This window comes from Citrobacter amalonaticus, from assembly GCF_002918555.1.
Classification (GTDB): domain Bacteria; phylum Pseudomonadota; class Gammaproteobacteria; order Enterobacterales; family Enterobacteriaceae; genus Citrobacter_C; species Citrobacter_C amalonaticus_A.
This window is the reverse complement of record NZ_PQMB01000003.1, coordinates 1-23,353: the sequence shown is the minus strand read 5'-3', so window position 1 is coordinate 23,353 and position 23,353 is coordinate 1. Positions and strand designations below refer to the sequence as shown.

Genomic DNA, 23,353 nt, shown 5'->3' with positions numbered 1-23,353 from the left:
AAGCACCTTTTTTAATACCGCAAGACAAGCTTATTGGTTATCGGTTAACGCAGGCTTGTTATCGATATTGGTTAACACACCGCTGCTGTTGAAGGTCAGCGTCAGCGTTTGCTGCGTCACACCTTCATGTCCAGGCTGCTGGCGGAACACATAGAACCAGGTATTTGTACCAAAAGGATCGGACATGAGCGGCGTACCCAGCGCATAGGCAACCTGCTGCTGCGTCATGCCAACACGGATTTTGGATACATCGTTAGCGGTCAGGTAGTTCCCCTGGTTGATGTCAGGGCGGTAAACCACTCGCTCCAGAGTGGAACAGCCTGCGGTCAACATCAATAGTACTGCTGCGGCAGCAGTCAGCGTTTTACAGCGCATAGTGATTTGATTCCTTTTCGGGCCCGAGCAGTACGTGGCTCATATGTAATATGCCGATGATAATAGACCTTTCACCACTTTAAAACCTTTTGCTGTCCGGTCTGACGGCGTTTTTGTTGTCTACTCTGACTCTTAAGGTGAAAAAAAGTTTATGCGGCCAGCAGTTCTTTCGCATTTGCGAGGGTATTACGCGTGACTTCACTACCGCCAAGCAGGCGTGCTAACTCCTGCAAACGCGAGCGTTTATCCAGTGGTTGCATGTGCGTTTCCGTCATTGCGCCATCCGTCTCTTTGCTGACAAAAAAGTGCTGATGACCACAACCCGCGACCTGCGGCAGGTGCGTAACGCACATCACCTGCGTAGACTCACCGAGCTGACGTAACAGTTTACCCACAACCGCAGCGGTTGGACCGCTGATGCCGACATCGACTTCATCAAAAATTAGCGCCGGGGTTTCCATCTTCCGGGCGGTGATGACCTGAATTGCCAGCGCAATTCGCGACAGTTCACCGCCAGAGGCCACTTTTGCAATAGGCTGCATCGGCTGTCCTGGGTTGGTCGTGACTTTAAACTCGATGCGATCTGCTCCGTCAGCGCTCAGATGATGTTCATCAAACTTCACATCGATAGTGAACAGGCCATGAGGCATGGACAGCGCGTGTATGCTGTCGGTGATCGTCTGCCCCAGCTCCTGTGCATAATGCTGGCGCTGCTCGTGCAGCGCTTTGGCGGTTTCCAGTGCCTGCTGGTGATGCTTACTGACCGTCAGCGTCAGGGTTTCCAGGGAGTCCGCCTGATCGTCGAGCTGCTGCTGTTCTTCAAGCAGTGACTGATAGAATTGCGGTAACGACTCGGGGCTGACGTGATGTTTACGCGCCAGAGAGATCTGCCTGGCGATCCGCTGTTCAAGCTCAAACAGACGATTGGGATCCAGATCCAGCCGATCGCAATAGTGACGTAATTCATCGCTGGCTTCGCTGAGCTGAATGGTGGCCTCTTCCAGCATATCCAGAATGCCGGAGAGCCTGCCGTCCATCCCTACCAGCTCGCTGACCAGCTGTTTTGCGGTATACAGCTGACTTTGCAGGTTCACATCTTCGCCATCGGCAAGCAGTACCAGCGCGTTCTGGCTGGTGGTCAGCAACTGACCGCTGTTCGCCAGGCGCTTATATTCTTCATCAATAAGCTCAAACTCACCGGCCTGTGGGTTAAATTCATTCAGCTCTTTCAACTGGTATTGCAGCAGCTCTGCCCGCGCCGCACGCTCCTGGCTCTGCTGTTGATGTTGCGCCAGCGCACGGCAGCTCTGATGCCAGCGTTGATAGCGTGCCGCCATTTCCTGCATCAGGAGGGATTCATTGGCATACCCGTCGAGCAGGGATTTCTGGTGCTCAGATTTGGTCAGCAGTTGATGGGCGTGTTGGCCGTGAATTTGAATCAACCGTTGCCCCAGCTCGCGCAGTTGCGACAGCGGGACTGCGGTACCGTTGATAAAGCCACGGGAGCGTCCGTCGCTGCTGATGACGCGGCGAAGCAGGCATTCGCGCCCCTCTTCAAGCTGATTTTCTTCGAGCCAGCGCAGGGCTGCGGGCGTGTCTTTCAAAGAAAAGCGGGCGCACAGGTCGGCGCGTGTGGCGCCAGCACGTACCATGTCGGCTTCAGCACGGCCACCGAGACACAGGCCGAGCGCATCAATCGCAATGGATTTACCCGCGCCGGTTTCACCGGTGATGACGGTCATCCCGCTCTGGAAATCGATCTCAAGTTCACGAACGATAGCAAAATTGCTGATGGTCAGTTGTGCCAACATAGCTGTTTTCCTGTATGAAAAACCATAACTGTAATTACATACAGTATAAACTGGTTTTTTATACAGTAAAGAGGCGGGCTGAAATTAAAATAATTTTTTTGACCATCCCAGCTTGGTACTTAATGTATTGAAATAACTATAATCTTTTGGGTGAATCAGATTCAGATGGTAATCGCAGCGCCGAATCAGCACATCCTCGCCTTCCTGAATAGGCAGCGCAATCTGGCTGTCGCAGCTGATCTCAAGATCGCTGCGCCGATGCGAGAAGCGCAGGCGGATAGTGCTGTTGCCGTTAATGACCAGCGGACGTGCCGAGAGCGTATGCGGGAACATCGGTACCAGGGTAATTGCATCCAGGGAAGGGGTCAGAATAGGCCCCCCTGCTGAGAGCGAATAGGCGGTTGAGCCAGTAGGCGTAGAGATAATCAGACCATCAGAACGCTGTGAGAACGCAAAGATTTCATCAATATAGACTTCGAATTCAATCATGTGCGCAACTTTGCCCGGATGGAGCACCACTTCGTTAATTGCCGTGCTGATGCGCTTCTGGCAGTCCTGTTGACAGACCTGCGCCTCCAGCAAAAAGCGTTTTTCGGCAATGTAGTGGCCTTCAAGCACGTCCGCGAGCTGCTGCAGGGCGTTGTCCGGATCCAGGTCGGTCAGAAAACCGAGATTACCGCGATTAATGCCGATAACCTTGATGTCATAACGTGCCAGGGTTCGGGCGGCGCCCAGCATATTGCCGTCACCGCCGACCACAACGGCGAGATCGGCCTGCTGCCCAATCTCCGCAAGCGTACCGGTTTTCACATTCTTCAACTGGAGCTCATGAGCGATCTGCTGCTCCACGATAACCTCGTAACCTTTGGTACACAGCCAGCGGTAGAGCATTTCATGTGTCGTAAGTGCTGTGGGGTGACGTGGATGTCCCACAATGCCGATACACTTGAAATGATTATTCATTTTATCGAGGTCCTTGTAGCGAAGATTGATGACAATGTGAGTGCTTCCCTTGAATCCCTGAATCTGATCCCCATAATAAGCGAAGTTAGCGAGATGAATGCGAAAAAAACGCGGAGAAATTCATGAGTAGTAAAGAACAGAAAACGCCTGAGGGGCAAGCCCCGGAAGAAATTATCATGGATCAGCACGAAGAAGTTGAAGCAGTTGAATCAGACGCTTCTGTTGAACAGGTGGATCCGCGCGATGAAAAAATTGCGAATCTGGAATCTCAGCTTGCTGAATCCCAGACTCGCGAACGCGACAGCGTGTTACGCATCAAAGCGGAAATGGAAAACCTGCGTCGTCGTACTGAACTGGACGTAGAAAAAGCGCATAAGTTCGCGCTGGAAAAATTCGTCAACGAACTGCTGCCGGTCATCGACAGCCTGGATCGCGCGCTGGAAGTGGCGGATAAAGCCAATCCGGATATGGTCGCCATGGTGGAAGGTATTGAACTGACGCTGAAATCCATGCTGGATGTGGTGCGTAAGTTCGGCGTGGAAGTGATTGCCGATACCAACGTACCGCTGGATCCGAACGTGCATCAGGCCATTGCGATGGTGGAGTCTGAAGACGTTACGCCTGGCAACGTGCTGGGTATTATGCAGAAAGGTTATACGCTGAACGGTCGTACTATTCGTGCCGCGATGGTGACGGTGGCGAAAGCAAAAGGCTAAGTCGTTACCTGGAGTGCCGGGGGACGTGACGCCTTCCCCGGCCTGTAACACTGACGCGCTTACTCCGCCACGCTCTCGCGCAGTGGTTTTACGGGTAAGACCTTCACCTGCTTAATCATATTGTCCTGTACATCGAGAATATCGATATCGTACTGACCAATGCGCACGCGGGTCCCTGCCACGGGGATCTCTTCGAGTGCTTCCAGAATTACGCCATTGATAGTGCGCGCGTCGTCTTCCGGCAGATGCCAGTTAAACGCCTTATTAATTTCCCGCACGTTGGCGCTACCGTCAATAATCACTGAGCCGTCATTCTGCGGGGTGACTTCTTCTGCCAGCGTCGGCGACATTGAGGTGGTGAAATCACCCACGATTTCTTCCAGAATGTCTTCGACCGTCACCAGCCCCTGGATATCCCCGTATTCGTTCACGACCAGACCGACTTTCTTCTTATTGCGCTGAAACTTAATCAGCTGCGTGCTGAGCGGGGTGCCTTCCGGGATGAAGTAGATCTCATCAGAGGCGCGCAGCATGGTTTCTTTGGTGAACTCTTTCTTCTCTGACATCAACCGCCATGCCTCGCGCACGCGTAACATGCTGATAGCATCATCCAGAGAGTCGCGATAGAGCACAATGCGCCCGTGCGGGGAGTGCGACAGCTGGCGGACGATCGATTTCCAGTCGTCGTTGATATCAATACCGATGATTTCGCTGCGCGGTACCATGATGTCATCGACGCTGACCTTTTCCAGATCCAGCACCGACAGCAACATGTCCTGATTACGACGAGAGATTTGCGAGCGTGATTCGTTCACGATAGTGCGCAGTTCGTCCTTGCTTAGCGAGCCGCTAATGACGATATCCGTTTTGATGCCCATCATACGCATCAGCAGACGAGTAATGGTGTTAAGCAGCCACACCAGCGGCATCATCAGTATCTGTAACGGCGCAAGCAGAAAGCTGCTGGGGTAGGCGACTTTTTCCGGATACAGCGCGGCGATGGTTTTTGGTAAGACTTCAGCAAAGACCAGTACCACAAACGTCAGCACCCCGGTGGCAATCGCCACGCCAGCATCGCCGTACAGACGTATGCCGACAATCGTGCCGAGCGCTGAGGCGAGAATGTTCACCAGGTTATTGCCGATGAGCACCAGGCTTATCAGGCGATCCGGCTTTCGCAGCAGTTTTTCTACGCGCTTTGCCGGGCGGTTACCCTGCTTTGCCAGGTGGCGAAGGCGGTAACGGTTCAGGGTCATCATTCCGGTTTCGGAACCGGAAAAATAGGCTGAAATGACCACCATGATGAGCAGTGTGACGATCAACGTGGTGGTAGAGATATCTTCCAGGGGAAACTCCTTATCCTTCATGCTGCCTTTTTTGTGGGCCGCACTTTTAAATCCCGATCACACCGTTTCTATGCTCATGGGATTTCATCGCTTGCCGCCTCAAAGCATCATAAATGATTTTGTATATTTTGGGCTTAGCTTACAAACTGCTGCAATAACCGGCTGCCAAAGTAGGCCATTGTGAGAATGCCCGCGCCTGCGACGTTAAACCACACGACGCGACGACCGCGCCAGCCTTCGTGATAATGCCCCCACAAAAGAACAATATAGACAAACCATGCCACAATAGAGAGAACCGCTTTGTCGATATTTTCCATGCTGAACAGGTTATGCATGTAAAACAGACCGGTACACAGAGTCAGCGTCAGCAACACCACGCCAATTTGCGTGATATGAAACATCTTCCGCTCAATGCTCATCAGCGGTGGCATCTCATTGCTGAATGCCAGCTTCTTATTTTTCAGCTGGTAGTCGATCCACGCCAGCTGCAGCGCATACAGCGCGGCAATTATCAGCGTGGCGTAAGCGAACAGCGACAGGCCGATATGCACCATCATGCCCGGTGTTGCTTCAAGGTGAGTGATATACTCGTTCGGCATAAAGGTGGCAAAGGCCAGATTGATCAACGCGAAGGCGTAGACTATCGGCAGCAATAACCAGCCGCGGTTACGCGAGGCGACGATGGTCATCACCGTGCAGATCATCAGGCTGACCAGTGAGCCGACGTTTAACAGGCTCAGGTTTTGTCCGCTTTCACCGCCCGGCAGGATGCGGGCCTCGAGGGCAACGGCGTGACACACCAGCGCGACAACCGCAGAGAGAATGGCCATACGCCGCCAGCCGCTGTTTTTTTGCAGCAGAGCGGGAATTATCAGCGCAAGGCTGACTGAGTAGGCGACAAGGGCGAGCAAAGCAAAAACGGGCATAGTTGTGTCGACAGTTGGCCAGTGAGAAAGAGAAGCAGTATAACGTTACGTGACCGTAGCTCCAACCGTTGCATAACAACAAAGGCGGCTTCATGTTATACTGCGGCAAAATTATGTTGATGTGTCGCTGTTGCGGCCGACCGTTTCCACCCCAGGCGAGAGACAATGTTTGATAATTTAACCGATCGTTTGTCGCGTACATTGCGCAATATCAGTGGCCGTGGGCGCCTTACTGAAGACAACGTTAAAGAGACGCTGCGCGAAGTGCGCATGGCGCTGCTGGAGGCTGACGTTGCGCTGCCGGTAGTGCGTGAGTTTATCAATCGCGTAAAAGAGAAAGCGGTTGGTCATGAAGTTAATAAAAGCCTGACGCCGGGTCAGGAGTTCGTCAAGATTGTTCGTAATGAACTCGTGGCGGCGATGGGCGAAGAGAACCAGACCCTGAATCTGGCGGCGCAACCGCCAGCTGTGGTGCTGATGGCCGGTCTGCAAGGTGCAGGTAAAACCACCAGCGTCGGTAAACTGGGGAAATTCCTGCGCGAGAAGCACAAGAAGAAAGTGCTGGTGGTTTCCGCCGACGTCTATCGTCCGGCGGCGATCAAACAGCTGGAGACGCTGGCAGAGCAGGTTGGCGTTGATTTCTTCCCGTCAGATGTCGGCCAGAAACCGGTTGATATCGTGAATGCGGCGCTGAAGGAAGCGAAGCTGAAATTCTACGACGTGCTGCTGGTGGATACTGCCGGTCGTCTGCACGTTGATGAAGCGATGATGGACGAAATCAAACAGGTTCATGCTTCTATCAATCCGGTAGAAACCCTGTTTGTGGTTGATGCCATGACCGGTCAGGATGCGGCAAATACCGCGAAGGCGTTTAACGAAGCCCTGCCGCTGACCGGCGTGGTGCTGACGAAAGTCGACGGTGATGCCCGCGGCGGTGCTGCGCTTTCTATTCGTCACATTACCGGTAAGCCGATTAAATTCCTCGGCGTCGGCGAGAAAACCGAGGCGCTGGAGCCGTTCCACCCGGACAGGATCGCTTCCCGCATTCTCGGCATGGGCGACGTGCTGTCGCTGATCGAAGATATCGAAAGCAAGGTTGACCGCGCGCAGGCCGAGAAATTAGCCAGCAAGCTGAAAAAAGGTGACGGTTTTGACCTTACCGACTTCCAGGAACAGCTGCGCCAGATGAAAAACATGGGCGGTATGGCGAGCCTGATGGGCAAGCTGCCGGGCATGGGGCAGATCCCTGACAACGTTAAATCGCAGATGGACGATAAAGTACTGGTGCGTATGGAGGCTATCATCAATTCGATGACGCTGAAGGAACGCGCCAGGCCAGAAATCATCAAAGGCTCCCGCAAACGCCGTATCGCCCAGGGCTGCGGTATGCAGGTGCAGGACGTTAACCGCCTTCTGAAACAGTTCGACGACATGCAGCGCATGATGAAGAAAATGAAGAAGGGGGGAATGGCGAAGATGATGAGAAGTATGAAGGGTATGATGCCGCCAGGTTTCCCTGGTAGATAAATATATCGGGCTACCTTATTTGCCATTTTGACGCCGGGGTGTACCCGAAATGCTCACGCACTGCGTGTACGCTCCGCTTTCTGCGCGCATGCCGACGCCAAACTGGCTGCAACGGTAACGCCCTGGTATATAGCTACATCACATGCTGATTGCAATTTCCCCAGAAATCAGTAAAATTTTCGGGCTTTTAATATGACACCGGGCTCCGTTCCTCGATGGGGCCCGGTTGTTTTATTCACACAAGAGGATGTTATGGTAACTATTCGTTTAGCTCGTCACGGCGCTAAAAAGCGTCCGTTCTACCAGGTTGTTGTCACCGACAGCCGTAATGCACGCAACGGTCGCTTCATTGAGCGCGTTGGCTTCTTTAACCCAATCGCCAGCGAAAAAGAAGAAGGCACTCGCCTGGATCTGGATCGCATCGCTCACTGGGTTGGCCAGGGCGCGACTATTTCTGATCGCGTTGCTACGCTGATCAAAGAAGTAAGCAAAGCAGCTTAATCTGTCACGGTGGTCATGATGAGCAAGCAACTCACCGCGCAAGCACCTGTTGAACCCATCGTGTTGGGGAAAATGGGGTCGTCTTACGGTATTCGTGGGTGGCTCAGAATGTTTTCCTCCACCGAAGACGCCGAAAGCATTTTTGACTATCAGCCCTGGTTTATCCAGAAGGCGGGTCAGTGGCAGCAAGTACAGCTGGAAAGCTGGAAGCACCACAATCAGGATCTGATCATCAAGCTGAAAGGCGTTGACGATCGCGATGCTGCGAATCTGCTGACTAATTGCGAAATTGTCGTGGATTCATCGCAACTGCCTGTGCTTGAAGAGGGTGACTATTACTGGAAAGACCTGATGGGCTGCCAGGTAGTAACCACTGAAGGCTACGATCTCGGTAAAATCGTCGATATGATGGAAACCGGATCGAATGACGTAATCGTCATTAAGGCAAACCTGAAAGATGCGTTTGGTATCAAGGAACGTCTTGTACCGTTCCTCGATGGGCAGGTTATCAAGAAAGTCGATCTCGCTACTCGTACTATCGAAGTAGACTGGGATCCTGGTTTTTAAACCACCGGATACACGGTAAGAAATGGCATTTATGCACAAAATCATTCAAATTGCGTCAGGGCAACCAACACAGACGCGGTTTGAAGGGTGAAGTGTATGAGGGGATTGGCTTGTGTTTATTGGCATAATTAGCCTGTTTCCTGAAATGTTCCGCGCAATTACCGATTACGGGGTAACTGGCCGGGCAGTAAAAAATGGCCTGCTGAGCATCCAGAGCTGGAGTCCTCGTGACTTCACTTATGACCGGCACCGTACCGTGGACGATCGTCCTTACGGCGGCGGACCGGGGATGTTAATGATGGTGCAACCTTTACGGGATGCCATTCATGCAGCAAAAAGCGCGGCAGGTGAAGGCGCTAAGGTGATTTATCTTTCACCTCAGGGACGCAAGCTTGATCAAGCGGGCGTCAGCGAACTGGCAACGAATCAGAAACTGATTCTGGTGTGTGGTCGCTACGAAGGTATAGATGAGCGCGTGATTCAAACCGAAATTGACGAAGAATGGTCAATCGGCGATTACGTACTCAGCGGTGGAGAGTTACCAGCAATGGTACTGATTGACTCTGTCGCCCGGTTCATCCCGGGGGTTTTGGGTCATGAAGCATCGGCAACAGAAGATTCTTTTGCTGATGGATTACTGGACTGCCCTCACTATACCCGGCCTGAAGTGTTAGAAGAGATGGAAGTACCGGCGGTATTGCTGTCGGGAAACCATGCTGAGATACGTCGCTGGCGCTTGAAACAGTCGCTGGGCCGAACCTGGCTTAGAAGACCTGAACTTCTGGAAAACCTGGCTCTGACTGAAGAGCAAGCAAGGTTGCTGGCGGAGTTCAAAAAGGAACACGCACAACAGCAGCATAAACATGATGGGATGGCGTAATTCGCCCCTAAATATCAGTTTACCCAGGATAAGAGATTAAATTATGAGCAACATTATTAAGCAACTTGAACAAGAGCAGATGAAGCAGGACGTACCTTCCTTCCGTCCGGGTGATACCGTGGAAGTGAAAGTATGGGTTGTTGAAGGTTCCAAAAAACGTCTGCAGGCATTCGAGGGCGTGGTTATCGCTATTCGTAACCGCGGTCTGCACTCTGCATTCACTGTTCGTAAAATTTCCAACGGCGAAGGCGTTGAGCGTGTCTTCCAGACTCACTCTCCGGTAGTTGACAGCATTTCTGTTAAACGTCGTGGTGCCGTTCGTAAAGCTAAACTGTACTACCTGCGTGAGCGTACTGGTAAGGCTGCTCGTATCAAAGAGCGTCTTAACTAAGATATCGCTCAGGCGACATCCTGTTAGAGGGGCTGGCCAATTGGCTGGCCCTTTTTTTATGCGTATCAGAATAACGGGATGTGGTTTAAATTCGATGCCGGATAAGATGCTCAGGGATCGTTATCCGGCTGACGGGCAGGATTTTAAGGTGTGGTAATCACAATGGCGACGCGGCGGTTTTCAGCGCGGCCTTGTGAGGTTTTATTACTGGCGATAGGATATTTTTTCCCTAATCCCTGCGTGGTCAGGTTGGTGCGCGGTATTTTAGCGCCTTCAGTCCAGGCATCTGCCACCACGTTCGCTCGTTTCAGGGATAGCGCTTCATTGTAGCTATCCTCGCCGTAGTTATCGGTATGCCCATCCATTCTTGCATGTGTCAGGCCCACGCCAGCCAGACGTGCTGCCATTGTCTGAATCTGCTGTTGGCTTTCAGCACGCAGTTTGTAGTCATTTTTATCAAACAGGATGGTATCCGAAAGCCCTAAAGACCAGTCGCCACCGGATTCCATAAAACCATAAGATTGCATGGCGGCAACCTGTTCAGGGGTAAACTTTCCCTGTGGGGCCTGGCAACCTGCCAGAATCAGCGTGGCGAAAATGAGTGGGGATAAAAGACGCTTCAGCATGTGTGCTATTCCTTATTATTTAATCAAGCGCTCAGTGCGCTGATGTTTAGCCAGATACATATTACGATCGGCCAGTTCTTGCAATTTTTCTGCAGAGGCGTGTTCCCATGTCAGGGCATAACCAATACTCAGTGTCATACTTGCCAGGTGACCATTATGCAGGTCAAAAGGGCTGTTGAATTCTTGTGACAGCGCCGAACAAATGCGCTGTACTTCATATTCAGAATGCACGCCATAAAGCACTATCGCGAACTCGTCGCCACCAAGACGATAAGGTTGATGCCGATTGCCGCCAAAGTCAGCCAGCCGCTTCGCGACTTCAATCAATACGCGGTCACCGGCGGCATGTCCCCAGGTATCATTCACATACTTGAAATTGTCACCATCGAGAAAGAGGAGCGCCGAGCTGCTGCGGGCGGAATTATCGTTCATCAGGGCGTTAATGCTACTGCGAAAGGCCGCACGGTTGGCAAGACCCGTCAGCGGATCGTGCAGGGCGGTTCGTAGTAGCTGTGCGTTTTTCGCCTGCAAACGCAACTGCCACTCTTCCATCTCATCCAGAAGGCTGTTGAAGTCCAGGGCAAAACGGTGAAATTCCTCAATACGTTCTTCAGAGACCCGACGAGAAAAGTTGCGATTGGTACGAACATCATGCACCACGTCGGTAATATTCTGTAGAGCCTCCACGACGCCGTTGTGCAGGTGACGCGTAAGCATAATGGCTGTTCCTGAGGCGAGCAGAATAGAGCCGGTCAGAACCCCCAGGGAAAGCCAGATAAAGTGGCTAATCAAGCTATCACGCGCGGTCAGTCGAACTTCACCGATGATCTCCCCGTTGTACAAGACCGGTTGCGCAACAGGGTGCGGGAAGAGCCAGTGGCTGATTAAATCGCTGAGCCTGTCGTCGGCTTCCTGAGCGGTATAATGCCAGCGGGCAATGACATTCTGGTTTTTATCGCGGACTTCAGCGGCGGAAAATTGCCCCTGTTGACCAAGCGCCGCCAGCGTTTCTGTGGCGGCAGTATCATCTGCAAAAACCAGGGCGGCTTCCAGACTGTGAGTCATCGTTGCCGCGGTTAATTCGAGGTTTTTTTGCGCATACTGTTTGAGCGTCAGTACTGAGGTAACGCACAGCAGTACCCAGATCAGCGTCATGGTGACAAAAACGCTAATCATGCTGATCCGTCGCAACGCTCGCTTAAACGTTGGACGCGTGTCAGGTGAAAGATCCTTATCCATGCTTTTTATTCCGTGCGAGCATCAATACGTCCGGATTAACCCTTACGCCGCTGCGCGACAGTGAATCCAGATTTACAGCAAATCTGACTTCATTGTTGTTAATTATCAAGCAGAAGGCACTGCCAATAATGCATTCGGCATTTTGCTCTGCAATTAATAACAATGCCTTAGACGGATATTTATTCGCTAATTCCACCTGGAGCGCAGGGGGCTCATTGCCAAAATAAAAACCGTCACAACGGGCGATCAATGCTTCTTGTTCTGTATGGACGATGACTGGCAGATAAGGCAAGGATGCGTTACTGCTATCGCCAAGTATGCTGGTAAAACGAGACGATGAGAAAATACACAGTCTTGGTGGCCCTGAAAGCGCGGGCCAGCGCGTATAGCTGACGATGCCGGAGACCATTGAACGTACGGATTTGGCTGCTTCCGGAGCGTCCTGGGCGAAAAGTGGCGATCCTGCCAGTAATAGCACCAATATCATTATGAGTCGGCGAGAAAAGGGCATTAACGGGTCCTCACCAGCTACGGTCGTAAAGCATCAAAATACATCCTTGATTGTTTGCAGCAAAATACCATTATTTTGATAAACCGTCATTATACCAGGTGCGTTAATATGCATATGTTCAGTTAAATCTTATGTGATATTGACTTTTGGTTACTACATTAATTCAGTCGTGTTGATGCAGCATTTTCATCAGCCCCTTTTTGCCATGCCTCGCGCAACTGACGAGTGTTTTCTACGGTATCGCAGCTGGCGGGAAATGTTTTCCCGGTCAGGCCTCTGGCATACGCAAAATCTTGTTGGCAGGTTTTCCTCTGTCCTTCCGTATACCCCTTCAGATATTGCTCCCGATTGACGTCCGGGTCGTTAAACATATCGGCCAGCATCTCATTATCTTTAACCGCAAAACCGGCAATGGCATCCTCAATACCGGCATCATACCAGTCAGTGCCTGTCCAGTTGGGTGAGTAGGTATAAGGGTCGATCTGACATCCACTGAGAAATAACATCATTATCGTGCTGATGATTCGCTTCATTGTTTGTTCCTTCGTGTTTTTCAAAGCATAGCCGGTTGTGTTAAAAAATCTGTAAATTTAAGTGTACGAAACAATAGGCTAAATTGGCGATAAAATTGATTTATGTAAATTATTATTTACGGATTATGGATTGAAATCTTTACTCGTTGTGTTATCGTTACGCCATCCTCACTGAGGAAAACTATCGCAAACGAGCTAAAACAGGATCGCCATCATGCAAAAAGACGCGCTGAATAACGTACATATTACCGACGAACAGGTTCTGCTGACTCCGGAACAGCTGAAAGCGGAATTCCCGCTGAGCCTGGCGCAAGAGGAGCAAATAGCGCTGTCGCGCAAAACCATTTCTGACATCATTGCTGGCCGCGATCCGCGTCTGTTGGTGGTGTGTGGTCCGTGCTCCATCCACGATCCTGAAACGGCTCTTGAGTACGCTCGTCGATTTAAAGCCCTGGCAGCAGAGGTCAGCGATAGCCTCTATCTGGTGATGCGCGTCTATTTTGAAAAACCCCGTACCACCGTCGGCTGGAAAGGGTTAATTAACGATCCCCATATGGATGGCTCCTTTGACGTAGAAGCAGGCCTGAAAATTGCGCGTCAGCTGCTGCTTGAACTGGTGAATATGGGGCTGCCGCTGGCGACAGAAGCGCTGGATCCCAATAGCCCACAATACCTTGGCGATCTGTTTAGCTGGTCAGCGATTGGTGCACGTACTACAGAGTCGCAAACGCACCGTGAAATGGCGTCTGGTCTGTCAATGCCGGTCGGCTTTAAAAACGGTACCGACGGCAGTCTGGCGACAGCGATTAACGCCATGCGCGCGGCAGCACAGTCGCACCGCTTTGTTGGGATCAACCAGGCGGGGCAGGTTGCGCTATTGCAAACCCAGGGTAACCCGGACGGCCATGTTATCCTGCGCGGCGGGAAAGCGCCAAACTACAGCCCGGCAGATGTTGCACAGTGTGAAAAAGAGATGGAGCAGGCAGGGCTGCGACCTTCACTGATGGTAGATTGCAGTCATGGTAATTCCAATAAAGATTACCGCCGTCAGCCCGCAGTGGCTGAGTCCGTAGTGGCGCAAATCAAAGACGGCAACCGCTCGATCATTGGTTTGATGATTGAAAGTAATATTCATGAAGGCAATCAGTCTTCAGAGCAGCCGCGCAGCGAAATGAAATACGGTGTGTCTGTTACTGATGCCTGCATCAGCTGGGAAATGACGGATGCGCTGCTGAGCGAAATTAATAAAGATTTGAATGGCCAGTTGGCGGCGCGCCTGGCTTAAGAGGTGAGTGATGGTTGCTGAGTTGACCGCGTTACGCGATCAAATTGATGAAGTGGATAAGGCGCTGCTGGAACTCCTGGCTAAGCGCCTGACGCTGGTTGCCAAAGTTGGCGAAGTAAAAAGCCGCTTTGGACTGCCGATTTATGTTCCTGAGCGCGAAGCGTCAATGCTGGCATCGCGCCGGGCGGAGGCGGAAACTCTCGGCGTACCACCGGATCTGATTGAGGATGTATTACGCCGGGTTATGCGTGAATCGTACTCCAGTGAAAACGACAAAGGGTTTAAGACGCTTTGCCCTTCTCTGCGCCCGGTAGTTATCGTGGGGGGCGCTGGTCAGATGGGGCGCTTGTTCGAAAAAATGCTCACGCTGTCTGGTTATCAGGTGCGTATTCTTGAACAGCAGGATTGGGAGCGCGCTGAAGAGATTGTCGCAGATGCCGGTATGGTGATTGTCAGCGTGCCAATCCACGTTACCGAACAGGTCATCGCCAGACTACCGCGTTTGCCGTCCGACTGTATTCTGGTCGATTTGGCGTCGGTAAAAAATGGACCGTTGCAGGCTATGCTGAATGCTCATGATGGCCCGGTAGTCGGGCTACATCCAATGTTTGGACCGGACAGCGGTAGCCTGGCTAAACAGGTGGTAGTCTGGTGTGACGGGCGTCAGCCGGAAGCGTATCAGTGGTTCCTGGAGCAAATTCAGGTCTGGGGAGCGCGGTTGCATCGGATCAGCGCCGTTGAGCACGATCAGAATATGGCGTTTATCCAGGCATTGCGCCACTTTGCGACGTTTGCTTATGGTTTGCATCTGGCTGAAGAGAATGTCCAGCTGGAGCAACTGTTGGCGCTCTCTTCACCTATCTACCGCCTGGAGCTGGCGATGGTCGGACGCCTGTTTGCTCAGGATCCGCAGCTTTATGCCGATATCATTATGTCGTCAGAGAGTAATCTGGCGCTGATTAAGCGTTATTATAAGCGTTTTGGCGAGGCGATTGGTTTACTGGAGCAGGGAGACAAGCAGGCCTTTATCGACAGCTTCCGTAAGGTTGAGCACTGGTTTGGTGATTACGCCAAACGCTTTCAGAGCGAAAGCCGGGTGTTGTTGCGTCAGGCTAACGATAGTCGCCCCTGATTTCATTCGCGGTAATGAGAAAAGCCAGTGTATTCCACTGGCTTTTTTGGTTTTAGCTCGGATCCACCGGTACCACATTCTCGCTGGGATAGCAGCCCAGTACTTTCATCGAACGGGTGATTTCGCCCAGCTCCTTCAAAGCCTTTTGCATTTCCGGTGATTCCAGGTTGGCCTGGATGTCGAGATAAAACATCTCTTCCCACGGATTACCATGAATCGGACGTGACTCCAGCTTTGTCATAATCAGGTTGTGATTACGCAGTACCAGTAACGCTTCCACCAGTGCGCCAGCCTGTTGACCGGTTGCCATCAGCAGGGTGGTTTTCGCCGGAACCTGGTCGGAGACATTGATCGCCTTACGTGCCAGCACAATAAAGCGGGTAATGTTTTGTGACTGGTTGGCCTCAATGCGTTCTAATACCTGCAATCCATACAGCATACCGCCAGCTTCACTGCCAAGCGCCGCCACACGTGGGGTGTTTGCCTGCGCGACTTTTTCCATCGCGGCTGACGTGCTTTCGGTATATTCAATTTTCCAGTGCGGATAGCGATTGAGAAATTTACTGCATTGCTGGAATGGTTGTGGGTGGCTGTATACCGTTTCAATCGTCTCCAGATCCGTGGTGCCGGAGACAAGCATGCAGTGATCGATAGCAATGGTCATCTCACCCACAATGGAAAGGCTGGTATGCTGCAACAGGTCGTAAACGTCGTTAATACCACCCGAACTGGTGTTTTCAATCGGCACCACCGCGTAGTCCGCCTGTCCGGTTTCGACCTGGTTAAAAATATCGGCAAATTTTGCACAGCCGCTTTCTATAAACTGTTCGAAGTGACGAGCGGCATACTGGCGGGCGGCAAGGTGTGAATAAGAACCTTTTGGCCCCAGGAAAGCCACGCGCGCGGAGTGCGGGTTGATTTTATTCAGGTGCTGCTGGAGCAGCGCCTGCTGGGTGAGAACGGAATCTTCGATAATGAGCTGGAATAAACGGGTGATGTAGTGCGCATCCAGATGATGTGTTTTACCAAGCTGAATCAGTCTGTCCAGCAGGTCGCGTTCACGGTCGATATCACGAACCGGACGGTGAGAAAGTAATTTTGCTTTACCCACCTCCTCGGCCAGCTCACGACGCTCTGCCAGTAGCTCCAGCAATTTTGCATCCAGCGTGCTGATCTTATCGCGCAGCGCCAGTAATGGATTTTCCGATGTCATAGTGTTGCCTTTCTTGTTATCAATAAAAAAGGCCCCCCGGTGTGGGAGGCCTTATTGTTCGTCTTCGCATTCTTTTTCACACGACGAAACGCCTCCCATTCAGGGGAAGGTAAAAAAGAATGCGAAGAAAAACGGCGTTAGTTTCATTTTAGTTTCCTGTGGCAGAGCTAGTAAAGTACCCGTACTGTTTTCACCCTGTCAACAAAAAACGCGCCCGAAGGCGCGTTGGCGATACACTCAATGTAAGGGACTACTCTTCTTCTGCTTCGACGAAGTTGGCGTCTTTTACTGAAGTTGTTGCACGACGGGCTTCGCCTTTGTGCTGCACTTTATTGAGCTGCCGTTCCAGCTTGTTGATCAAATCGTTAATTGCAGTATACATATCCTCATGTTTTGCGCTGGCCACCAGATGTCCGTTCGGGGTATTGATGGTGGCATCAGCGACGAAACCCTGCGGCTCTTTAGACAGGATGATATGTGGATTAATCAGATGGGTTTGCCATTTTTCAAGTTTGGCGAGACGGTCTGCGACATGTTGGCGAATTGCAGGAGTAATTTCCATTTGTTTACTGGTAATGTTCATTGTCATAAATTTTACCTCTTGTCTTTCCCGTCTTGGTAATTCCAGCATACCGTTCTTAATGTCAAAATACGTGATTTAAATCACATTGTTTTGTCACTTTTTGTCAAGGTAACCTTTTTGTGAGGAATCGCAGGAAGAGGTGATGTTTTCCTTGAGGTATTGCGCAAAGGGAGCCATATTTGATGGGATGTGTTGTACTGAAACCTGTTCAGTAGCATGACGAAACGGATATAAAAACGGCAGCCCATGGGCTGCCGTTTCACGTTTGTTGGTGGATCAGGTATTACTGCTGTTAGCGGCAATGATCTTCGCTACTTTTTCAGCCTGGGTGGTCATCTGCATCTGACGGTAAGCATTCTCCATCAGCGGCAGTGCATCACGCGTTGCCTGCGTATCCGGGAAGTCACGCAGCATGCCTTCCACACGGTTTACCACGGCAACCCATGCACCACGTGCGGTGTAATAATCCGCAACGGAATATTCATACTTCGCCAGACGATCTTTCAGGAAGACCAGACGTTTAGTGGCGTCCGTGGTGTACTGGCTGTTCGGATAGCCGCGCACCAGCTTCGAGAAGTCATTGAACGCCGCGCGTGCGTGTTGCGGATCGCGATCGCTACGATCGACGCCAAAAAAGCCCTGCAGCGCGCTGTCATCTAACGCCATATTGGTCAGGCCACGCATATACATGACATAATCAATATTAGGATGAGTCGGGTTAAGACGCATAAAACGATCGATAGCGGCCTGAGCTAACGGCAGATCGGCGTTTTTATAGTAGGCGTAGATGAGATCCAGCTGCACCTGCTGAGAATACGGCCCAAATGGATAGCGGTTATCCAACGCTTCCAATTGCGTTATTGCCTGTTTCCAGTTACCGTCCTGCAGCTTTTGCTGAGCAGTCGCGTAAATTTCATTTGGTGGATTATCGGGTACCTCTTCCTTTGAACCAGAGCAACCCGCCAAAAACAGGCTCAACGTGGCTGCTGCCACCAGATATTTCATGCGCGTCATGACGTTTTGACTTTCCTCAAAATGTTTTACGGGAGATTCTCTGTTCCTGCTCCCGGTTAAGACCAGCTACAATAGCACACTATATTAAACGGCAAAGCCGTAAAACCCAACGTTAAACGAAGAAGCTGTATATGGCACAACGAGTACAACTCACCGCAACGGTGTCCGAAAAACAACTCGGTCAACGCTTAGATCAGGCTTTGGCCGAAATGTTCCCGGATTATTCACGTTCGCGAATAAAAGAATGGATCCTCGATCAGCGAGTGCTGGTCAACGGAAAACTTTGCGATAAACCGAAAGAAAAGGTATTGGGCGGCGAACAGGTTGCCATTGATGCGGAGATTGATGAAGATATTCGCTTTGAACCGCAGGATATCCCGCTGGATATCGTTTACGAAGATGACGATATCCTTGTTATCAACAAACCGCGCGATTTAGTTGTACATCCTGGTGCGGGTAATCCGGATGGTACGGTGCTGAACGCGCTGCTGCATTACTATCCACCAATTGCTGACGTTCCACGTGCGGGTATTGTGCATCGTCTGGATAAGGACACAACGGGATTGATGGTGGTGGCGAAAACCGTTCCGGCGCAAACGCGTCTGGTGGAGTCTTTGCAGCTGCGTGAAATCACCCGTGAATATGAAGCAGTGGCTATTGGGCATATGACGGCGGGCGGTACGGTGGATGAACCAATCAGCCGCCATCCGACCAAGCGTACCCATATGTCGGTACATCCGATGGGGAAACCTGCGGTGACCCACTATCGCATTATGGAACATTTCCGTGTGCACACGCGTCTGCGGTTGCGTCTGGAGACCGGACGTACGCACCAGATCCGCGTGCACATGGCGCATATCACACACCCGCTGGTGGGGGATCAGGTCTATGGCGGCCGTCCTCGTCCACCAAAAGGGGCATCAGACGAATTCATCTCCACGCTGCGTCAGTTTGACCGTCAGGCACTGCATGCCACTATGCTGCGTCTGTATCACCCGGTCTCTGGTATCGAAATGGAATGGCATGCGCCAATTCCACAGGATATGGTGAAACTTATTGAAGTGATGCGCACTGATTTTGAAGAGCATAAGGATGAAGTGGACTGGTTATGAGTAAGCTGATTGTCCCGCAGTGGCCGTTGCCGCAAGGTGTGGCGGCGTGCAGTTCCACCCGTACTGGCGGTGTGAGTTTACCGCCTTATGACTCACTGAATCTGGGCGCCCACTGTGGCGATAACCCTGAACATGTGGAAGAGAACCGCAAACGACTGTTTGCTGCGGGAAATTTGCCTTCAAAACCTGTCTGGCTCGAACAGGTTCATGGTAAGGATGTGCTGAAACTTATCGGTGAACCTTATGCCTCCAAACGTGCGGATGCTTCGTACAGTAATACGCCGGGCACCGTTTGCGCGGTGATGACGGCGGACTGTCTGCCTGTGCTGTTTTGCAATCGTGCGGGGACGGAAGTGGCGGCGGCCCATGCGGGCTGGCGCGGATTATGTGAAGGTGTACTGGAAGAGACTCTCGCTTGCTTTGCCGATAAACCTGAAAACATTATTGCCTGGTTAGGTCCGGCGATTGGCCCTGATGCGTTTGAAGTAGGGCCGGAAGTGCGCGAAGCGTTCATCGCGAAAGATGAAAAAGCTCACCAGGCTTTTGTGCCGCGTGGTGATAAATATCTGGCGGATATTTATCTACTTGCGCGCCAACGGCTGACGAATGTTGGTGTTGAGCACATCTATGGAGGGGATCGCTGCACGTTTAGCGAAAGTGAGATGTTCTTCTCTTATCGTCGCGACAAGACTACCGGTCGTATGGCAAGTTTTATTTGGCTGATATAACCTATAGAATCAAGACGATCCGGTACGCGTCGTTTTCTTTTCACATAATTCAGGTCATTAACCTTGAATAATTGAGGGATGACCTCATTTAATCTCCAGTAGCAATTTTGACCTGTTATGGGAGGAGTTATGCGTCTGGATCGTCTTACTAATAAATTCCAGCTTGCTCTTGCCGATGCCCAGTCGCTTGCACTGGGGCACGACAACCAATTCATCGAACCTCTTCATTTAATGAGCGCCTTGCTGAATCAGGAAGGGGGATCGGTACGTCCTTTATTAACGTCCGCCGGCATTAATGCTGGTCAGTTACGCACCGCCATCGATCAGGCGCTGAGCCGTTTACCGCAGGTGGAAGGCACCGGCGGCGACGTACAGCCGTCTCAGGATCTGATGCGCGTGCTGAATCTTTGCGACAAGCTGGCGCAAAAACGTGGGGACAACTTTATTTCGTCGGAACTTTTCGTTCTGGCGGCGCTTGAGTCTCGTGGCACACTGCCCGATTTGCTGAAATCAGTGGGGGCGACAACCGCCAATATCACTCAGGCAATTGAACAAATGCGCGGAGGTGAAAGCGTGAACGATCAAGGGGCAGAAGATCAACGTCAGGCCCTGAAAAAATATACGGTCGATCTGACCGAGCGTGCCGAACAGGGCAAACTCGATCCGGTTATTGGCCGTGACGAAGAAATCCGTCGCACCATTCAGGTACTGCAACGTCGTACTAAAAACAACCCGGTGTTAATCGGTGAGCCTGGTGTCGGTAAAACGGCAATTGTTGAAGGGCTGGCGCAGCGAATCATTAACGGCGAAGTACCGGAAGGCTTAAAAGGCCGCCGTGTTCTGGCGCTGGATATGGGGTCGCTGGTGGCCGGGGCGAAATATCGTGGTGAATTTGAAGAACGTCTGAAAGGCGTGTTAAACGATCTCTCGAAACAGGAAGGCAATGTCATCCTGTTTATTGATGAGCTGCATACCATGGTTGGGGCGGGTAAAGCCGATGGCGCAATGGACGCCGGGAACATGCTGAAACCGGCGCTGGCACGCGGTGAACTGCACTGCGTGGGGGCCACGACGCTGGATGAATATCGCCAGTACATCGAAAAAGATGCGGCGCTGGAACGTCGTTTCCAGAAAGTGTTTGTGGCTGAACCCTCAGTGGAAGATACCATCGCTATTCTGCGTGGTCTGAAAGAGCGTTATGAACTGCACCACCATGTGCAGATAACCGACCCGGCGATTGTAGCGGCAGCGACACTGTCTCACCGCTACATTGCCGACCGCCAGTTGCCGGATAAGGCCATCGACCTTATCGATGAAGCGGCATCCAGCATTCGTATGCAGATTGACTCTAAACCGGAAGAGCTGGACAGACTCGACCGCCGTATCATCCAGCTCAAACTGGAGCAGCAGGCGTTGATGAAAGAGTCAGATGAAGCGAGTAAAAAACGTCTCGATATGCTTAACGAAGAGCTGGATGACAAAGAACGTCAGTACTCCGAGTTAGAAGAAGAGTGGAAAGCAGAGAAAGCGTCACTCTCTGGTACGCAAACCATTAAAGCTGAGCTGGAGCAGGCGAAGATCGCCATTGAGCAGGCACGCCGTGTCGGTGACCTGGCGCGGATGTCCGAACTGCAGTACGGAAAAATTCCGGAACTGGAAAAACAATTGGAAGCGGCCACCCAGTCTGAAGGTAAAACTATGCGTCTGCTGCGTAATAAAGTGACAGATGCGGAAATTGCTGAAGTGCTGGCACGCTGGACGGGTATCCCGGTTGCCAGAATGCTCGAAGGCGAGCGTGAAAAACTGCTGCGTATGGAGCAGGAACTGCATAGCCGCGTGATTGGGCAGAATGAAGCTGTTGAAGCAGTATCGAACGCTATCCGCCGTAGTCGTGCTGGTCTGGCCGATCCGAATCGTCCCATCGGTTCCTTCCTGTTCCTTGGGCCTACCGGGGTAGGTAAAACCGAACTGTGTAAAGCGCTGGCAAACTTTATGTTTGATAGTGATGACGCAATGGTTCGTATCGACATGTCTGAGTTTATGGAGAAACACTCTGTATCTCGTCTGGTCGGGGCGCCTCCAGGATATGTGGGCTATGAAGAAGGGGGTTACCTGACAGAAGCTGTTCGCCGTCGTCCTTATTCTGTCATTTTGTTAGATGAAGTTGAAAAAGCGCACCCTGACGTGTTCAACATTCTTTTACAGGTGCTGGATGATGGACGCCTGACTGACGGGCAGGGGAGAACGGTCGACTTCCGTAATACGGTGGTCATTATGACTTCTAACCTGGGTTCCGATTTGATTCAGGAGCGTTTCGGCGAGCTGGATTACAGCCATATGAAAGAGCTGGTGCTGGGCGTTGTGAGCCACAGCTTCCGTCCGGAATTCATCAACCGTATAGATGAAGTGGTGGTGTTCCATCCACTTGGTGAACAACACATTGCTTCTATTGCGCAGATCCAGCTGCAGCGTCTGTACAAACGTCTGGAAGAGCGTGGTTATGAAATCCACATTTCCGACGAAGCGCTGAAACTGCTGAGTGCAAATGGCTATGATCCGGTGTATGGGGCGCGTCCATTGAAACGTGCAATCCAGCAGCAGATTGAAAACCCGCTGGCGCAGCAAATTCTGTCTGGAGAGCTGATTCCAGGCAAAACAATTCGCCTTGAATCTAACGGCGATCGGATTGTTGCTGTTCAGTAAACCCGCATGAAATAAATAACGGCCCCGTCAGGGGCCTTTTTTGTTTAAAAACCAGGCGCAATAGCCGCTTTAAACGATGTTTTGCCTGGAAAGTGAGCAGTTGATTGTTTTTTCGTATTTTAGGCTTGTCAGCCTGAAATAACTCCCTATAATGCGCCTCCACTGACACGGAACAACGGCAYGCAAGCCGCCGGGTCAGCAGGGTCCTCCCGGCGAAAGCCGCCGACGGATACCGGAGAAAAGCAAAATAAATGCTTGACTCTCAAGCGGGAAAGCGTATTATRCACACCCCGCGCTGCTGAGAAAATGCGAAGCGGCACTGCTCTTTAACAATTTATCAGACAATCTGTGTGGGCACTCAAAGTGACATGGATTCTTAATGTCTTCGGACAATAAATGAATACCAAGTCTCTGGAGTGAACACGTAATTCATTACGAAGTTTAATTCTACGAGCATCAAACTTAAATTGAAGAGTTTGATCATGGCTCAGATTGAACGCTGGCGGCAGGCCTAACACATGCAAGTCGAACGGTAACAGGAAGCAGCTTGCTGCTTTGCTGACGAGTGGCGGACGGGTGAGTAATGTCTGGGAAACTGCCCGATGGAGGGGGATAACTACTGGAAACGGTAGCTAATACCGCATAACGTCGCAAGACCAAAGAGGGGGACC

The 23,353-nt window shown here is 51.5% G+C and carries 24 protein-coding genes, 1 rRNA gene and 1 other annotated feature; of the genes, 12 read left to right on the top strand and 13 right to left on the bottom strand.

Annotated elements, in window-relative coordinates; genetic code table 11:
- Positions 1-30 precede the first annotated feature (30 nt).
- The 3 genes from bamE to nadK form a co-directional block, all read right to left on the bottom strand.
- Positions 31-375 (bottom strand): outer membrane protein assembly factor BamE, encoded by a 345-nt coding sequence (gene bamE / locus C3432_RS12680; protein WP_103776992.1) that lies wholly within the window; start codon positions 373-375, stop codon positions 31-33.
- Between the two features lie 149 nt (positions 376-524).
- Complete coding sequence (gene recN, locus C3432_RS12675; protein ID WP_103776991.1) at positions 525-2,186, bottom strand: DNA repair protein RecN; 1,662 nt, start codon at positions 2,184-2,186, stop codon at positions 525-527.
- An 84-nt stretch (positions 2,187-2,270) separates the two neighbouring features.
- Positions 2,271-3,149 (bottom strand): NAD(+) kinase, encoded by an 879-nt coding sequence (nadK, locus tag C3432_RS12670; protein WP_103776990.1) that lies wholly within the window; start codon positions 3,147-3,149, stop codon positions 2,271-2,273.
- A gap of 122 nt (positions 3,150-3,271) precedes the next feature.
- Between nadK and grpE the strand changes: the two genes are divergently transcribed.
- Complete coding sequence (gene grpE, locus C3432_RS12660; RefSeq protein WP_103776988.1) at positions 3,272-3,865, top strand: nucleotide exchange factor GrpE; 594 nt, start codon at positions 3,272-3,274, stop codon at positions 3,863-3,865.
- 59 nt (positions 3,866-3,924) lie between these two features.
- Here the strand turns inward: grpE and C3432_RS12655 are convergent, their stop codons facing one another.
- Both C3432_RS12655 and C3432_RS12650 read right to left on the bottom strand, forming a co-directional pair.
- Positions 3,925-5,211 carry an HlyC/CorC family transporter gene (locus tag C3432_RS12655; RefSeq protein WP_146050924.1) on the bottom strand — a complete coding sequence of 429 codons (1,287 nt, stop codon included), beginning with the start codon at positions 5,209-5,211 and terminating at the stop codon, positions 3,925-3,927.
- Between the two features lie 134 nt (positions 5,212-5,345).
- Positions 5,346-6,137, bottom strand: coding sequence for a cytochrome C assembly family protein (locus C3432_RS12650; protein ID WP_103776987.1), 792 nt, complete (start codon positions 6,135-6,137; stop codon positions 5,346-5,348).
- A gap of 165 nt (positions 6,138-6,302) precedes the next feature.
- Between C3432_RS12650 and ffh the strand changes: the two genes are divergently transcribed.
- The 5 genes from ffh to rplS all read left to right on the top strand — a co-directional run bounded on the left by ffh (position 6,303) and on the right by rplS (position 10,003).
- On the top strand, positions 6,303-7,664 hold the full coding sequence (ffh, locus tag C3432_RS12645; RefSeq protein ID WP_103776986.1) for a signal recognition particle protein: 1,362 nt from the start codon (positions 6,303-6,305) through the stop codon (positions 7,662-7,664).
- 252 nt (positions 7,665-7,916) lie between these two features.
- Positions 7,917-8,165 carry a 30S ribosomal protein S16 gene (gene rpsP, locus C3432_RS12640; RefSeq protein WP_042325918.1) on the top strand — a complete coding sequence of 83 codons (249 nt, stop codon included), beginning with the start codon at positions 7,917-7,919 and terminating at the stop codon, positions 8,163-8,165.
- A gap of 18 nt (positions 8,166-8,183) precedes the next feature.
- Positions 8,184-8,732, top strand: coding sequence for a ribosome maturation factor RimM (rimM, locus tag C3432_RS12635; RefSeq protein ID WP_103776985.1), 549 nt, complete (start codon positions 8,184-8,186; stop codon positions 8,730-8,732).
- Positions 8,733-8,844: 112 nt separating this feature from the next.
- A complete protein-coding gene (gene trmD / locus C3432_RS12630) occupies positions 8,845-9,612 on the top strand; it encodes a tRNA (guanosine(37)-N1)-methyltransferase TrmD (RefSeq protein ID WP_103776984.1) in 768 nt (255 codons plus the stop codon).
- Positions 9,613-9,655: 43 nt separating this feature from the next.
- Positions 9,656-10,003 carry a 50S ribosomal protein L19 gene (rplS, locus tag C3432_RS12625; RefSeq protein ID WP_000065253.1) on the top strand — a complete coding sequence of 116 codons (348 nt, stop codon included), beginning with the start codon at positions 9,656-9,658 and terminating at the stop codon, positions 10,001-10,003.
- Positions 10,004-10,146: 143 nt separating this feature from the next.
- Here the strand turns inward: rplS and C3432_RS12620 are convergent, their stop codons facing one another.
- From C3432_RS12620 to C3432_RS12605, 4 genes are all read right to left on the bottom strand, one after another.
- On the bottom strand, positions 10,147-10,629 hold the full coding sequence (locus tag C3432_RS12620; protein WP_103776983.1) for an OmpA family protein: 483 nt from the start codon (positions 10,627-10,629) through the stop codon (positions 10,147-10,149).
- Between the two features lie 15 nt (positions 10,630-10,644).
- Positions 10,645-11,868 (bottom strand): diguanylate cyclase DgcN, encoded by a 1,224-nt coding sequence (dgcN, locus tag C3432_RS12615; protein WP_103776982.1) that lies wholly within the window; start codon positions 11,866-11,868, stop codon positions 10,645-10,647.
- Positions 11,861-12,379 carry a YfiR family protein gene (locus C3432_RS12610; protein WP_103776981.1) on the bottom strand — a complete coding sequence of 173 codons (519 nt, stop codon included), beginning with the start codon at positions 12,377-12,379 and terminating at the stop codon, positions 11,861-11,863. The genes dgcN and C3432_RS12610 overlap by 8 nt, the downstream gene beginning before the upstream one ends.
- 158 nt (positions 12,380-12,537) lie before the next feature.
- Complete coding sequence (locus C3432_RS12605) at positions 12,538-12,912, bottom strand: DUF2799 domain-containing protein (RefSeq protein ID WP_103776980.1); 375 nt, start codon at positions 12,910-12,912, stop codon at positions 12,538-12,540.
- A 214-nt stretch (positions 12,913-13,126) separates the two neighbouring features.
- On the opposite strand from C3432_RS12605, the gene aroF reads away from it, so the two are divergent.
- Positions 13,127-14,197, top strand: a complete 1,071-nt coding sequence (gene aroF / locus C3432_RS12600; protein WP_103776979.1) for a 3-deoxy-7-phosphoheptulonate synthase AroF — start codon at positions 13,127-13,129, stop codon at positions 14,195-14,197.
- Positions 14,198-14,207: 10 nt separating this feature from the next.
- Positions 14,208-15,329, top strand: a complete 1,122-nt coding sequence (tyrA, locus tag C3432_RS12595; protein ID WP_103776978.1) for a bifunctional chorismate mutase/prephenate dehydrogenase — start codon at positions 14,208-14,210, stop codon at positions 15,327-15,329.
- Between the two features lie 52 nt (positions 15,330-15,381).
- Here tyrA and pheA read toward each other — a convergent pair whose 3' ends face one another.
- From pheA to bamD, 4 genes are all read right to left on the bottom strand, one after another.
- Positions 15,382-16,542, bottom strand: a complete 1,161-nt coding sequence (gene pheA / locus C3432_RS12590) for a bifunctional chorismate mutase/prephenate dehydratase (protein ID WP_103776977.1) — start codon at positions 16,540-16,542, stop codon at positions 15,382-15,384.
- A 22-nt stretch (positions 16,543-16,564) separates the two neighbouring features.
- Positions 16,565-16,690, bottom strand: a sequence feature (Phe leader region).
- The gene (gene pheL, locus C3432_RS12585; protein WP_100249759.1) at positions 16,642-16,689 is read right to left on the bottom strand and encodes a pheA operon leader peptide PheL; all 48 of its coding nucleotides are present in this window, start codon (positions 16,687-16,689) and stop codon (positions 16,642-16,644) included. It overlaps the preceding feature by 48 nt.
- A 102-nt stretch (positions 16,691-16,792) precedes the next feature.
- Positions 16,793-17,131, bottom strand: a complete 339-nt coding sequence (raiA, locus tag C3432_RS12580; protein ID WP_103776976.1) for a ribosome-associated translation inhibitor RaiA — start codon at positions 17,129-17,131, stop codon at positions 16,793-16,795.
- Positions 17,132-17,401: 270 nt separating this feature from the next.
- Positions 17,402-18,139, bottom strand: a complete 738-nt coding sequence (bamD, locus tag C3432_RS12575) for an outer membrane protein assembly factor BamD (RefSeq protein WP_103776975.1) — start codon at positions 18,137-18,139, stop codon at positions 17,402-17,404.
- Between the two features lie 131 nt (positions 18,140-18,270).
- Here bamD and rluD point away from each other — a divergent pair, with 131 nt between their 5' ends.
- From rluD to C3432_RS12555, 4 genes are all read left to right on the top strand, one after another.
- Positions 18,271-19,251 (top strand): 23S rRNA pseudouridine(1911/1915/1917) synthase RluD, encoded by a 981-nt coding sequence (rluD, locus tag C3432_RS12570; RefSeq protein WP_103776974.1) that lies wholly within the window; start codon positions 18,271-18,273, stop codon positions 19,249-19,251.
- The gene (yfiH, locus tag C3432_RS12565) at positions 19,248-19,979 is read left to right on the top strand and encodes a purine nucleoside phosphorylase YfiH (RefSeq protein WP_103776973.1); all 732 of its coding nucleotides are present in this window, start codon (positions 19,248-19,250) and stop codon (positions 19,977-19,979) included. The genes rluD and yfiH overlap by 4 nt, the downstream gene beginning before the upstream one ends.
- A gap of 129 nt (positions 19,980-20,108) precedes the next feature.
- Entirely contained in the window at positions 20,109-22,682 is a 2,574-nt protein-coding gene (gene clpB / locus C3432_RS12560; protein WP_103776972.1) for an ATP-dependent chaperone ClpB, read from the top strand.
- A 464-nt stretch (positions 22,683-23,146) separates the two neighbouring features.
- Positions 23,147-23,353 (top strand): 16S ribosomal RNA (locus tag C3432_RS12555); the annotation flags it as partial.